Genomic DNA, 12,264 nt, shown 5'->3' on the forward strand with positions numbered 1-12,264 from the left:
TCACGATCGCGCCGAGGTGTGATAGCAGGGCTCGGCCGCCGGCGGGAGCGGCTGACCGGAGGCGTCCAGCGCCGTGCTCGCGTACGTGTTGAGCGCGGTGTAGGTGATCGCGCTGGTCCGGCGGAGCGTGTTGGAACGGGCGGCCATCCGGATGCCGAGCATCTGATGGTTGAGCGCGGTCGTGGGCTGGGTGCGGACGAAGGGCACGGTTCCGGCGACGGTCGTGAGATTCGAGGCCAGCGGCAGCCACGCGCTCGGGCTGATCGAGGACGCCACCGTCCACGACCGCGACTGCAGTTGCAGACTCTGCGGATCCGAGCCCGCCAGACGCAGCTGGATGCATCGTTTGACCTGGACCCGGCTCCCCGGTTCGGCCGCCATGACCAGATATTCCACGTACGGCGTGCCGCCCTCGGTGTGCACGGCGGAGATCGAATAGGCGTACCGGATCGTCTTGTCCAGCTGCAGCAGGGCGATGCTCAGCTGTGACTGGGCCGACGAGTCGGCCTCGATGGCGGTCGCGGTGCGATAGATCTGCAGGACCGCCGTGGTGAAGATCGAGCCGATCACCGAGACGATGCCGAGGACCACGAGCATCTCGACGAGGCTGTAGCCGGACTCGTCCCGGCCCGCGGTGCGGCCCGTCATCCCACGAGGAACGGGTCGACGATCGCCGTGCTGAACAGAGCCGCCTCGGCGTGGGCGCAGGTGTTGGCCGGGCACTGCGTGTCACTCCAGGCGACCGCCACGACCAGCCGGACCAGCGGCGCCGACGTGACCGCGGTGCCGCACGCCAGACCGGCGGCGCCGGAACCGACGGGCGGCTGCCAGCAGGCGCCGAGGTAGTAGAAGCGCCGGAAGTTCACGCCGTCGAGCTGTAAGATCTCGGGGTCGCCCGGGGAGTCCACGACCGAGCCGTCCGGCTGCGGACCGGCCTGCGGCACGGCCAGGGTCCCGGGTCCGGCCGCGTCCCATCTGGTCGCCCCCACACCCAGCAGGGCACCGGCCTGAGGCGACACGACCTCGGCGCACGACCCCGCGCACTGCTGCCGGCCGCCGAGCAGCCCCGAGCCGCGCATGCCGCGGGCCTTCTCCATCCCGTCGACCGCGAGCCGCACCGCGGTGTCGCGCTGCGCGGCGTACCGGCCCGCCTTGCGCGAGTTGACCAGGAACACGGTCAGGGAGGTCATCACCACCGTGATGATCCCCAGGGCGACGATCAATTCCACGATCGTGAAACCGTCGTCGCGTCCGCGCCGCGCTCCCGCACCCACACCTGACCGATCGGCCGAGCTCGCGGTCTTGCTTAGCCCGACTCCGGCCCCGGATGCGGTGACGGTGCGGTGACCCTAGGCTTCTGCCGTGCCCGACGCTCCGGCCGCGCAGCGGCTGACCAAAAGAACGCTGGTAACCATCTCGCACGCGCTGGAACGGGCGGCCCTCGCGGCCGCCGAGGACGGGCCGATGGTGGTCTTCGCCCTGTTCCAGCGGCTGCCCTACTTCGAACGCGAGCGCCGGGTCTACGAGCGGATCGCGGGGCAGGCCGCGGCCACCGTGGTCGGCCTGGTCGCGGAGCAGGCTCCCGACGTGCCGGCCGGCACGCATCCCGTGCTGCTCGGCGAGCAGGAGGAACTGGCGCGGGAATGGACCGTGGTGGTGCTGACCCCCAGGTTCGGCGCGCTGCTGGTGGCCCGCGACCTCGAGGAGTTCCAGGCCGGTGCGGCCACACTCGAGAGCGGACGCGTCTTCGAGGGTCGCAGCAGTTTCCGGCGCGACGAGGCGCTGCACGAGGTGCTCCGGCTACGTTCCCAGCTGAGCAGCCGCCTCTCCCCGGCGGCGTTGTCGGCGGTCGACGCGGTGGTCGGCCGCGTGCGGGAACTGCCGCCGGCGCCGGGCGAGAGCCGCACCGACGCGGCCCTGCACCTGTTCACGGACCGGGCCGAACGGGACCACACCCGGCTGCGGGCAAGCCCGGCCGCGAGCCAGGACGCCACCGCCGACACCGATCTGGCCGGCCGGGCGGGGGTCCAGCGGTGGGCGGGACAGACCGGCGTCACGGCCTCCGGGGTGCTGCCGGTCGCGGTTCTGGCCCTCCGGGTCCAGCACTCGGCGGGCAGTCAAGAGGGTCCGGTCGGGCGTACGGCCACACGGCAGCAGCAGGCCGCGGTCGAGTTGCTCGTGGCCCGCCTGCGACCGGCCGACCGGGCGGTCAAGACCGGCCCCGACGACTTCACGCTGTATCTGCCCGCGCTCCGGCACGAGGAGGCCGTGGCCTTCGCGTACGGGCTGGTCGCGGATTTCGAGGCGGCCGAGGCGCGCAGCGCGTTCCTGTCGGCCAAGGTGACCGTGGCGCTGACCGTCACCCGCAGCCGGCCGCTGCCCGAGGAGGAGCTGCGCAAGGCTCTGGAGTGGGGGATCGACCAGCAGGCGCCGGTGGTGACCATCGACGGTTGACGCCGATGCGGCCCGCCGGCTGAACCAGCCGGCGGGCCGCACCGCGGGGTATCAGGGTGGAGGTCGTCCATGGTCGGTGTTCTCGTCTGTCTCCTCCTTGTCCGGTCGGGCCGTCGCCGGCTCAGCGGGCGGGGGTCGTCTCGAGGGCTCCGGACGTGCGGTGGGCGCCGGGGAGCCCGGCGGTGGGTCGCTCCACGAGGCGGCGATCAGCTCGTCGAACTCCGCCTGAACCAGGTCGGGGTCGCTGCTGACGAGCTCCGCGAACGCCTCGTCGAAGCCGTGGTCCCATTCCGGGGACAGCGCGGTCCGGGCCCGCACCACGAGGTTGCCGATCATTGTCACCACCCGTCGCGCGGGACGATCTGTCGTGTCAGCCGGCGATGACCTTCTGCTCGCCGGTCCGGCCCGCCGTCACGGCGACCTTGCGCGGCTTGGCCTTCTCGGCGATCGGGATCCGCAGAACCAGGACCCCGTTGTCGTACGCGGCGTCGATGTGCTCGGTGTCGAGCGCGTCGCCCAGGAACAGCTGCCGGGAGAACACGCCGAGGGGCCGCTCGGTCAGCTGCGTGACGGCGTTCTCGCCCAGGTCGATCGGGCGGCGCTCGGCCCGTACGGTCAGGACGTTGCGCTCGACGTCGATGTCGATGCTGTCGGCGCTCACGCCGGGCAGGTCGAACGCGATCACGAACTCGTCGCCGTTGCGGATCGCGTCGACGGGCATCGTCGTCGGACGGGACCAGGTGCCGGTCGCCGTGGTGCCGAAGAACTGCTGGGCGAGGCGGTTGACCTCGGTGAAGGGTTCGCTGCGCATCAACATGGTGCCACCTCCTGCGGTCTCGACTGTGCCGGTCAATGCGCTAAGGTTTTTCTAGCACGTCATCGTTCCGATGACAAGTGGCTTGTCATCACTCCGATGACAATTTTCGGGAGGCGCTTGTGTCAGATCTGATCGCCGACGACGGCCGGCGGGACCTCGCCGCCGTCACGGCCGCCCTCGCCGTCACCGCCGACTCGATCAGGCAGAGCGCCGACGGGGAGAACCCGGTCGATCCCGCTCAGTTGCTCGACGCTCTGGTGCTGCTGCGTTGGGCGCAGGCCGAGCTGACCGCCCTCGAACCGGTCCTGGTCACCGCGGCCCGGGCGGCCGGCGTCTCCTGGCAGAGCCTGGCCCCCGCGCTCGGCGTGGCCAGCCGTCAGGCCGCCGAACGCCGCTACCTGCGAAGCACCACGGCCGACGCGGACCCGGGCGCCACCCGCGACGCCCGGGTCCAGGCCGAACGGGACCGGCGGGCCGCGCGCCGGGCGGTCACCCGATGGGCCAACGACAACACCGCCGACCTCAGGCGGCTGGCCGGGCAGGTGGTGGCCCTGACCGACCTCGGCGACGGCGCCGCCGAACCTCTCAGCCGCCTGCACGACGCGCTCGGCGCCCCGGACGCGTCGGCCCTGCCCGGCCTGCTCGCCGACACCCAGCCCCACCTGCCCCGGCATCCGGAGCTGGCCGCCCAGATCGACGCGGTGACCGAAGAGACCGACCGCATCCGCCGGCAACCGGCCCGGCCGGCGCGCGGCACCCCGGACGCATAGTCAACGCCGCCCGGCGTCAACAACGACAGGAGAAGTCATGCCCACCAAGACGCTGCACCTCCCCACCGCCGACGGCCAGGCCGACGCGTTCGCCACTTTCCCCGACGACGGGGGGCGACACCCGGCAGTGCTGATGTACCCGGACGGCTTCGGCATCCGGCCCGTGCTGCGCCAGATGGCCTCTGAACTGGCCGGGCACGGATACTACGTACTCGTCCCCAACGTGTTCTATCGGCACGGCCCAGCCCCCGTGATCGAGCTTCCCGACCACATCGGAGAAGAAGCCCGGCCCGCGATCTTCGCCCGGCTCATGCCCATGATCAAGACGCACACCGCCGAACGGACCCGGACCGACGCCGCCGCCTACCTCGGGTTCCTCGCCACTCAACCCGAGGTCAGTGCCGGACCGGTCGCGGTGACCGGCTACTGCATCGGCGGCCCAAGAGCAGCGCGCCTGACGTCAGCGTGACCATGAAACGAAGATGCGGTCGGGGCGCCCGGCTCGACGTCGCCTCCACCTCATGATCCAGATCGATGACAGACACTCTTGCGAGCCTAATCGTTGGGCCCAAGGGGCTCTCCAAAGTTCTTGTGCCAGAGCCTGGAACTCGCGTACGGAGCCGAAGGACTGAGCCGTGCCTGACCGACCCGAGATCGTCTGCATCTGCGGCTCTGCCCGGTTCGTGGAAGAGATGCGTGCGGCGAACCGCGATCTGACCCTCGCGGGTGTCATCGTCGTCGCGCCGGGCGAAGCGGGCGGGATGCTCACCGACGAGCAGAAGGCGGCGCTCGGCGCGCTTCACCTGCGCAAGATTGACCTGGCCGACCGGGTTCTGGTCGTCAACCCCGGCGGGTACATCGGCGAGTCCGCGAGCCGGGAGATCGCGTACGCCCAGGCCGCCGGCAAGCCGGTCTCGTACACCGATCCGGCCTGACCAATAGCGTACGGGCGGTGACCCTCCGTCCAGATTCGACGGTCGGCGCAAGATCGGGCATGGTTGCCGGGTGCTCGAGACGATCCCGGAACTGCTGCGCCGTCACGCTGATGAACGACCCGATCACGCGGCGTATGACGAGCTGACGTTTGGCCGGCTGGAGGAGCGGACCCGCTGGTTCGCGGCCGAGCTGGTGGCGCGCGGGCACGAGCGGGGCGAGGCGGTGCTGATCAGCCTGCCGGCCGGGGCGGACATGGCCGTGGCCGTGCTCGGGACGGTGCGGGCGGCGGGGGTCGGCGTGCCCGTGAACCCGCGGGCATCCACCGCCGAGCTGGCCGCCTTCGTCGAGGACTGCCGGCCGGCGGTCGTCGTGGGCGCGCACGGCGTCACGGTCGACGAGCTGGTCGAGGCCGGACGCGGCGGGACGGCCCGCGATGACCTGGGGCCGGATGAGGACACGTGGATCCACTACACGTCGGGCAGCACCGGGCATCCCAAAGGCGTGGTGTCCAGCCAGGGCGTGTGGCTCGCCAACACCCGCCGCATGTTCGTTGACCACCTCGGGTTGACCGGGAATGACCATCTGTTGTGGCCGCTTCCGATGTTCCACGCGCTCGGCCACGCGCGCTGCGTGCTCGGCGTCGTGGTGCTCGGGGCGCGGGCGACGATCCTCGATCATCCGTCCGACGGCGAGCTGATCGAGGCGCTGGAACGGGTGCGGCCGACCGTGCTGACCGGCGTTCCGACGACGTACCACGGGCTGCTCTCGGCGCTGGGGGAGCGGACGATCGAGGTGCCGTCGCTGCGGATGTGCGTCACCGGCGGGGCGCCGTGCCCGCCGTCGATGCGCGTGGCGGTTCGCCGGGCGGTGGGGGCGCCGCTGGTGAACAGTTACGGCAGCACCGAGACGTGCGGCGCGATCGCGATGGAGGCGCCGGGCCAGGAGATCGTGGCCGACGGCTCGGTCGGGCGGCCGCTGGCCGTCGTGCGGATCGCCGACCCCCGTACGGGCGGCGAACTGCCCGAGGGGGCCGAGGGCGAAGTGCTGGTGGGCGGCACGGTGATGCGCGGCTATCGCGGGCAGCCCGACCTGGACGGCTGGTACCGCACCGGAGACCTGGGACGGCTGGCCGGCGACCAGTTGGTGCTGACCGGGCGGGCCGGTGACCTGATCATCCGGGGCGGCGCGAATGTGCACCCGGCCGAGATCGAGAACGTGCTGCGGACCCTGCCCGGGGTGGCCGACGTCGCCGTGGCCGGGCGGCCGCACCACCGGCTCGGGCAGGTGGCCGTCGCCTACGTGGTGGCCGCCGGCCCGCGCGTCGATCCGGCCGCGCTGCTGCAGGAGGTCCGGACCAGGATGTCGGCCGCCAAGGCGCCCGACGAGATCCGGCTGATCGGCGCGATCCCCCGGACGGCCTCGGGCAAGGTGAAGCGGCCGGAGCTCGGGTCGGGGCTGGAGCCGGCCGATCCGATCGCGATCGTGGCGATGGCCTGCCGCTATCCGGGTGGCGTGGCCTCGCCGGAGGACCTGTGGTCGCTGGTCGACAAGGAGATCGACGCGATCACGCCGTTCCCGCGCGACCGCGGCTGGGATCCGGACCTCTACGACCCGGATCCGGGCGCGGCCGGTCACACGTACGCCAAAGCAGGGGGGTTTCTCGACAACGTGACCGATTTTGATCCGGCGCCGTTCGGCATCGGACCGGTCGAGGCGCTGGCCATGGATCCGCAGCAGCGGCTGCTGCTGGAGACGGCCTGGGAACTGTGGGAGCGCGCCGGGATCGACCCAGCCACCGTGCGCGGCAGCGACACCGGCACGTACGTGGGACTGATGTACCGCGACTACGCGGGCCGCGTGGCCGAACCGGACGCCGAGCTGGAAGGGCATCTCGGGCTGGGTTCGGCCGGCAGCGTGGCGTCGGGCCGGATCGCCTACACGTTCGGGCTCACCGGCCCGGCCGTCACCATCGACACCGCCTGCTCGTCGTCGCTGGTGGCGCTGCACCAGGCGGCCCGGGCCCTGCGCGCCGGCGACTGCTCGCTGGCCGTGGCGGGCGGGGTGACGGTGATGAGCAACCCGGGCCCGTTCGTCGCGTTCAGCCGGCTGCGCGGGCTCGCCCCGGACGGCCGGGTCAAGGCGTTCTCGGCCGACGCCGACGGCACCGTCTGGTCCGAGGGCGCCGGGCTGCTGCTGCTCGAACGGCTCTCCGACGCGCAGCGGCACGGCCATCCCGTGCTCGGTGTCCTGCGCGGCTCCGCGGTCGGCTCGGACGGCGCCTCCAACGGTCTGGCCGCCCCGCACGGCCCGGCCCAGCAGCGGGTGATCCGGGCCGCGCTGGCCGACGCCGGTCTGCACGCGTCCGATGTGGACGCGGTCGAGGCGCACGGCACCGGGACGCTGCTCGGTGACCCGATCGAGGCGCAGGCGCTGCTGGCCACGTACGGCCGGGACCGGCCCGCGGGCCGCCCGCTGTGGCTGGGCACGGTGAAGTCGAACATCGGCCACACCCAGGCCGCGGCCGGTGTCGCCGGGGTCATCAAGATGCTCGAGGCGATGCGGCACGACAAGTTGCCCCGCACCCTGCACGTCGACCGGCCCAACACCCATGTCGACTGGACCGCCGGGGACGCGGCGCTGCTCACCGAGTCGCGCCCCTGGCCCGCGTCGTCGGCGCCGAGGCGGGCCGCGGTGTCGGCGTTCGGCATCTCCGGCACCAACGCCCACGTGATCCTGGAGGAGGCGCCGCCCCGGCCCGAGGTTTCCGGCGATCCCGGGGACGGGCCGCTGCTGCTGTCGGCGGCAGGCGAGACCGCGCTGCGGCGCCACGCCGAGCGTCTGCTGGAGCACGGCGCGGTTTCGCCTGCGGCGCTGGCCACCAAGGCCGCGCAACGGTTCCGGGCCGCCGTGCCCTCGGGGGACCGGGCCGCGCTGGCCGCCCTGGCCCACGGGCGCGCGCACCCGGATCTGGTGCTCGGTGACGGCCGCCCCGCCGGCCGGGTCGCGTTCGCCTTCCCGGGGCAGGGCGCGCAACGGCCCGGCCTGCTGCCCTTCGACGTCTTCCGGGCGGCCTACGCCGAGGCGATGGCCGCCCTGGGCGATCCGGTTCCGGCCGGAGCCGACCTTTCCCGTACGGAATACGCCCAGCCCACCCTGTTCGCGTACGGCGTGGCCGCGTACCGGCAGATGGTGGCCTGGGGGGTGCGGCCGGACGTGCTGGTCGGGCACTCGATCGGCGAGCTGGCGGTGGCGCACGTGGCCGGCATCCTGTCGCTGCCGGACGCGGCGACCCTGGTGTCGGCCCGTGCCCGGCTGATGGGCGCGCTGCCCGAGGGCGGGGCGATGGTCGCGGTGGACGCCACCGAGGACGAGATCCGCCCGCTGCTCGGCGAGGGCGTCGACCTGGCCGCGATCAACGGGCCCCGGTCGGTGGTGCTCTCCGGCGACACCCCGGCGGTCGAGGCGCTGGCCGCCGCCCTGCGCGACAACGGCCACCGGACCACCGCCCTGCGGGTCAGTCACGCTTTCCATTCCGTACGCATGGAGCCCGTGCTCGCCGAGTTCGAGCGGGTCGCGGCCACGGTGACGTACGGGGAACCGGCCGTGCCCATCCTGTCCACCGTGACCGGCCGCCCGGCCACCGGCGACGACCTGCGCTCGGCCGGGTACTGGGCGCGGCAGCTCCGGCAGCCGGTGCGCTTCGGCGCCGCCGCGGCCGCCCTGCCCGGCCTGGTCGTCGAGATGAGCCCGGCCGCGTCGCTGGCCCCGCTGATCCCGCAGGGCGTGCTCGTCGCGTCGGCGGCCGGTGCGGCCGCGCTCTGGGCCCACGGCGTCGACGTCGACCGCGCGGCGCTGCTCGGTCCGGCGCAGCCCCGGGTGGCCGCGGCCCTGCCCACCTATCCGTTCCACCGCAAGCGGTTCTGGCTCGACAGCACGGTCCCCTCCGCGCGCCGCACGACCGGCGGGCTCGACACCGTGGTCGAGGTGCCCGGCAGCGGCGAGTTCGTGGCCACCGCCCGCCTGTCGCCCGAGACGCAGCCGTGGCTGCGCGACCACCGGGCCGGCGGCGAGACCATCGTGCCCGGCACCTGGTTCGTCGAGCTGGCCACGGCGTTCGGCGCCCAAGCCGGCCGGCCCCAGCTCGACGATCTGACCATCATCCAGCCGCTGCCGGTCGGCGAGGCCGAGATCGAGCTGCGGCTGGTGCTGCGCGACGGCGGCGCCCTGGAGATCTACGCGGGCGACCAGCAGCACGCGTCCGGCCGCTGCTCGCCGCACGCCGGCCCGCCGCCGTCGTGGGCCTGGGCCACGGCGTGGCCGCCCGCCGCGGAAACGCTGGACCTGAGCGGGTTCTACGACGACGGCGACTACGGGCCCGCCTTCCAGGGCGTGACCGCGGCCTGGCGCGACGGCGACACGGTGTACGCCGAGGTCCGCCTGCCCGCCGCGGCCGGCAGCAAGCCGGGGCTGCACCCGGCGCTGATGGACGCCGCCCTGCACCCGGCCCGGCTGGCCGGCGGCCGGGACGCGACCCCGCGGGTGCCGTTCGTCTGGTCCGGGGTCCGGCGCTTCGGCGCCGGGACGCCCGCGGCCCGGGTCCGGCTGACCATGACCGGCCCGGACGCGCTGAGCGTGCAACTCGCCGAACCCTCGGGCCGGGCCCTGCTCGAAGTGGACCGGCTGACCCTGCGCGCCCTGCCCGCCGCGCTCTACCGCCCGGCCTGGACGCCCGCGGCCGAGGAGGCGCCGACGCTCGACGCGGACTTCCCATCCGCCCGGACACCGGCCGAGGTCCACGACCAGTTCTGGTCGGCGGCCACCCGGCTGCGGGAGGCGCTGACCGGGGCGTCGCGGGTCGTGGTGACGACGAACTCGCCCGTCGTCGCGGGGCTGACCCGGGTCGCCGCGGCCGAATACCCGGGCCAGGTCGGGCTGGTGCTGCCCTCCGGTGACGGCATGCCCCGGCTGGTGCGGGCCACCGCCGACGGTCCGGCGACCGGCTTCGGCGACGGCACGGTGCTGATCACCGGCGGGTCCGGCGCGCTGGCCGGAGTGCTGGCCCGGCATCTCGTCGCGGCCCACGGCGTACGGCATCTGCTCCTGGTCAGCCGCAGCGGCACGCCGTTCGAGGTGGAGGGCGCGACCGTCACCGTACGTGCAGCGGATGTGGCCGACCGGGACGCGCTGGCCCGCGTCCTGGCCGAGGCCCGGCCGCCGGTCACCGCCGTCGTGCACACCGCCGGCGTGATCGACGACGGCCCGCTGGCCACCCTCACCCGCGACCGCGCCGACGCCGTCCTGCGGCCCAAGGTCGACGCGGCCTGGCACCTCGACGAGCTGACCGGCGCCCTGGCCGCGTTCGTGCTGTGCTCGTCGGCCTCCGGGTTGCTCGGCAACGCGGGCCAGGCCGCGTACGCCGCCGGCAACTCCTTCCTCGACGACCTCGCCCGGCGCCGCCGGGCCGCCGGGAAACCGGCGCTGTCACTGGCCTGGGGACCACTCGCCCTCGACGGCGGCATGCCCATCGGCCGGACCCGGATCCGGCCCATGACCCCGGCCGAGGTGACCGCCGCCTTCGACGCCGCGCTGCGCTCCGACGAGCCGGTGCTCGCGCCGCTGCACCTCGCGTCCCGCCCGGCCGCCCCGGCGCCGGCCCGGGACACCCCCGACCTGAACGCCCTGACCGGCGACGAGTTGCGGGCCGCCCTGGAAACGCTGGTACGCGACGAGGTGGCGGCCGAACTCGGCCACACCGACGCGGCCACGGTCGACGTGCGGGGCGCGTTCACCGACCAGGGCCTGGACTCGGTCAGCTCGATCCAGCTGCGCACCCGCCTGGTCGCCGCGACCGGGGTGGCCATGCCCGCCACCGTGGTCTTCGACCACCCGACTCCCGCCGCGCTGGCCGGCTGGATCGCCGGTGAGGTCGGCCGGGCCCCCGCACCCGCGGCCGAACGGCAGCACTCGCTGCCCGAGATGTTCCACGCGATCGCCGCCACCGACCCCCGGCTCGCCGTCAACCTGCTGATCAGCGCCTCCGGACTGCCGATCCCGGCCCGGACCGCTCCGGGCGAGCCGCTGGATCTGCGCGACGACGGCCGGTCCCGGCCCGCGATCGTCGGTGTCCCGTCGTTCGGACCGGCCGGGGCGGCCGAGTTCCACGGCCTGGCCCGCGCCCTCGGCGGCGCGTCGGTGCTGGCCCTGCCCGGCTTCGCGGCCCGAGCCCACCTGCCCGGGACCCGCGACGAGCTGTTCGACCGGTTGGCCGCGGCGGCCCGGTCGGCGGCCGGCGACCGCCCGCTGCTGCTGGTCGGGCGTTCCAGCGGCGGGCTCCTGGCACACGCCGTGGCCGCCCGCCTGGAGGAGGCGGGCACTCCCGCCGCCGGGCTGGTGCTGCTGGACACGTACGAGGTGGACCTGGGTTTCGACGCCCACGAGTGGATCGCCGCCCTGGTCACCGCGGGCCTGGGCCGGCTGCGCGGCCGGCTCGACCCGGCCGCCGAAGAGACCGCGCTGCTGGCCGTGGGCGCCTACCTGCGCATGATGCACGGCTGGCGTCCCGGCCCGCTCACCACGCCGAGCCTGCTGATCGCGGCGGCCTCGTCCCGCGACGGCATGCCGGAGGGGGAGTGGCGGGCGACGCGCTCGGGCCCGCACGAGCGCGTCGAGGTCCCCGGCGACCATTTCACCATGCTCGACGACCACCCCGGCGCCGTCGCCGCGGCGATCCGGGCGTTCCTGGCCCGTGCTTGAGTCGTGAATCGGTCGGGGCCGCGTCAGGCCGGGCTGAACTGGATGAGGACTGACGCGGTCGGCAGCTCGTCCGGGGCGGGCGGCGCCTCGGTGCGCCAGGCCAGCCGTACGTTCCATCGCCGGCCCGGCGGAAGGCGGTAGGCGTCGGCGATGCTGCCCGCCGTACCACTGGAGAACCCGAGGATGCCCGACTCGAAGGCCACCTCGAGGACGTCGCTGCGGTCCCAGCCGGCCGGGTCGAAGCCGGGCGGACCGTCCCACGTCTCCAGCCGGGTGTCGCTGCCCAGCACCACGACGTCGTCGATGTTCTCGACCACCACGTATCCCGGCGTGGAACTGACCCAGCCACCGAGTTCGTGCGGCGGGGGCGGCACGTTACGCCGGTCGTTGCTGTCGTCGATCATCGCGAACAGTCGATAGTCCACATCGACATACAGCTCGGTGTGCTCGACCAGCGTCGCCATGCTGACCCTCCCCCCGCTCGGCCGACTACGAGGATAGCGATCTCCGCCCGACCGTGAGTGTCCGCTTGCT

The 12,264-nt window shown here is 73.9% G+C and carries 9 protein-coding genes and 1 pseudogene; 5 read left to right on the top strand and 5 right to left on the bottom strand.

From position 1 onward, the window contains the following. Positions 1-648: a type II secretion system protein gene (locus ACZ3I4_RS25890; RefSeq protein ID WP_465384599.1), complete on the bottom strand. Its 648-nt coding sequence runs from the start codon at positions 646-648 to the stop codon at positions 1-3. After that, positions 645-1,274, bottom strand: a complete 630-nt coding sequence (locus ACZ3I4_RS25895; protein ID WP_465384600.1) for a type IV pilus modification PilV family protein — start codon at positions 1,272-1,274, stop codon at positions 645-647. The genes ACZ3I4_RS25890 and ACZ3I4_RS25895 overlap by 4 nt, the downstream gene beginning before the upstream one ends. An 88-nt stretch (positions 1,275-1,362) precedes the next feature. Here ACZ3I4_RS25895 and ACZ3I4_RS25900 point away from each other — a divergent pair, with 88 nt between their 5' ends. After that, positions 1,363-2,454 (top strand): DICT sensory domain-containing protein, encoded by a 1,092-nt coding sequence (locus ACZ3I4_RS25900; protein WP_465384601.1) that lies wholly within the window; start codon positions 1,363-1,365, stop codon positions 2,452-2,454. Positions 2,455-2,505: 51 nt separating this feature from the next. On the opposite strand, the gene ACZ3I4_RS25905 is transcribed toward ACZ3I4_RS25900, so the two are convergent. Then, the gene (locus tag ACZ3I4_RS25905; RefSeq protein WP_465384602.1) at positions 2,506-2,790 is read right to left on the bottom strand and encodes a hypothetical protein; all 285 of its coding nucleotides are present in this window, start codon (positions 2,788-2,790) and stop codon (positions 2,506-2,508) included. 34 nt (positions 2,791-2,824) lie between these two features. Further along, positions 2,825-3,271: an Hsp20/alpha crystallin family protein gene (locus tag ACZ3I4_RS25910; RefSeq protein ID WP_465384603.1), complete on the bottom strand. Its 447-nt coding sequence runs from the start codon at positions 3,269-3,271 to the stop codon at positions 2,825-2,827. 119 nt (positions 3,272-3,390) lie between these two features. Between ACZ3I4_RS25910 and ACZ3I4_RS25915 the strand changes: the two genes are divergently transcribed. The 4 genes and pseudogenes from ACZ3I4_RS25915 to ACZ3I4_RS25930 form a co-directional block, all read left to right on the top strand. Then, positions 3,391-4,041 carry a hypothetical protein gene (locus ACZ3I4_RS25915; RefSeq protein WP_465384604.1) on the top strand — a complete coding sequence of 217 codons (651 nt, stop codon included), beginning with the start codon at positions 3,391-3,393 and terminating at the stop codon, positions 4,039-4,041. A gap of 37 nt (positions 4,042-4,078) precedes the next feature. Next, positions 4,079-4,510, top strand: a complete 432-nt coding sequence (locus ACZ3I4_RS25920) for a dienelactone hydrolase family protein (RefSeq protein ID WP_465384605.1) — start codon at positions 4,079-4,081, stop codon at positions 4,508-4,510. A 166-nt stretch (positions 4,511-4,676) separates the two neighbouring features. Further along, positions 4,677-4,976 (top strand): hypothetical protein, encoded by a 300-nt coding sequence (locus ACZ3I4_RS25925; RefSeq protein WP_465384606.1) that lies wholly within the window; start codon positions 4,677-4,679, stop codon positions 4,974-4,976. A 109-nt stretch (positions 4,977-5,085) separates the two neighbouring features. Then, a pseudogene (locus tag ACZ3I4_RS25930) lies at positions 5,086-11,730 on the top strand (beta-ketoacyl synthase N-terminal-like domain-containing protein); the annotation flags it as partial. Between the two features lie 23 nt (positions 11,731-11,753). On the opposite strand, the gene ACZ3I4_RS25935 reads toward ACZ3I4_RS25930, so the two are convergent. Beyond that, the gene (locus ACZ3I4_RS25935; protein WP_465384607.1) at positions 11,754-12,194 is read right to left on the bottom strand and encodes a hypothetical protein; all 441 of its coding nucleotides are present in this window, start codon (positions 12,192-12,194) and stop codon (positions 11,754-11,756) included. Between the last annotated feature and the right edge of the window lie 70 nt (positions 12,195-12,264).

Source organism: Actinoplanes sp. NPDC021490 (genome assembly GCF_055562135.1).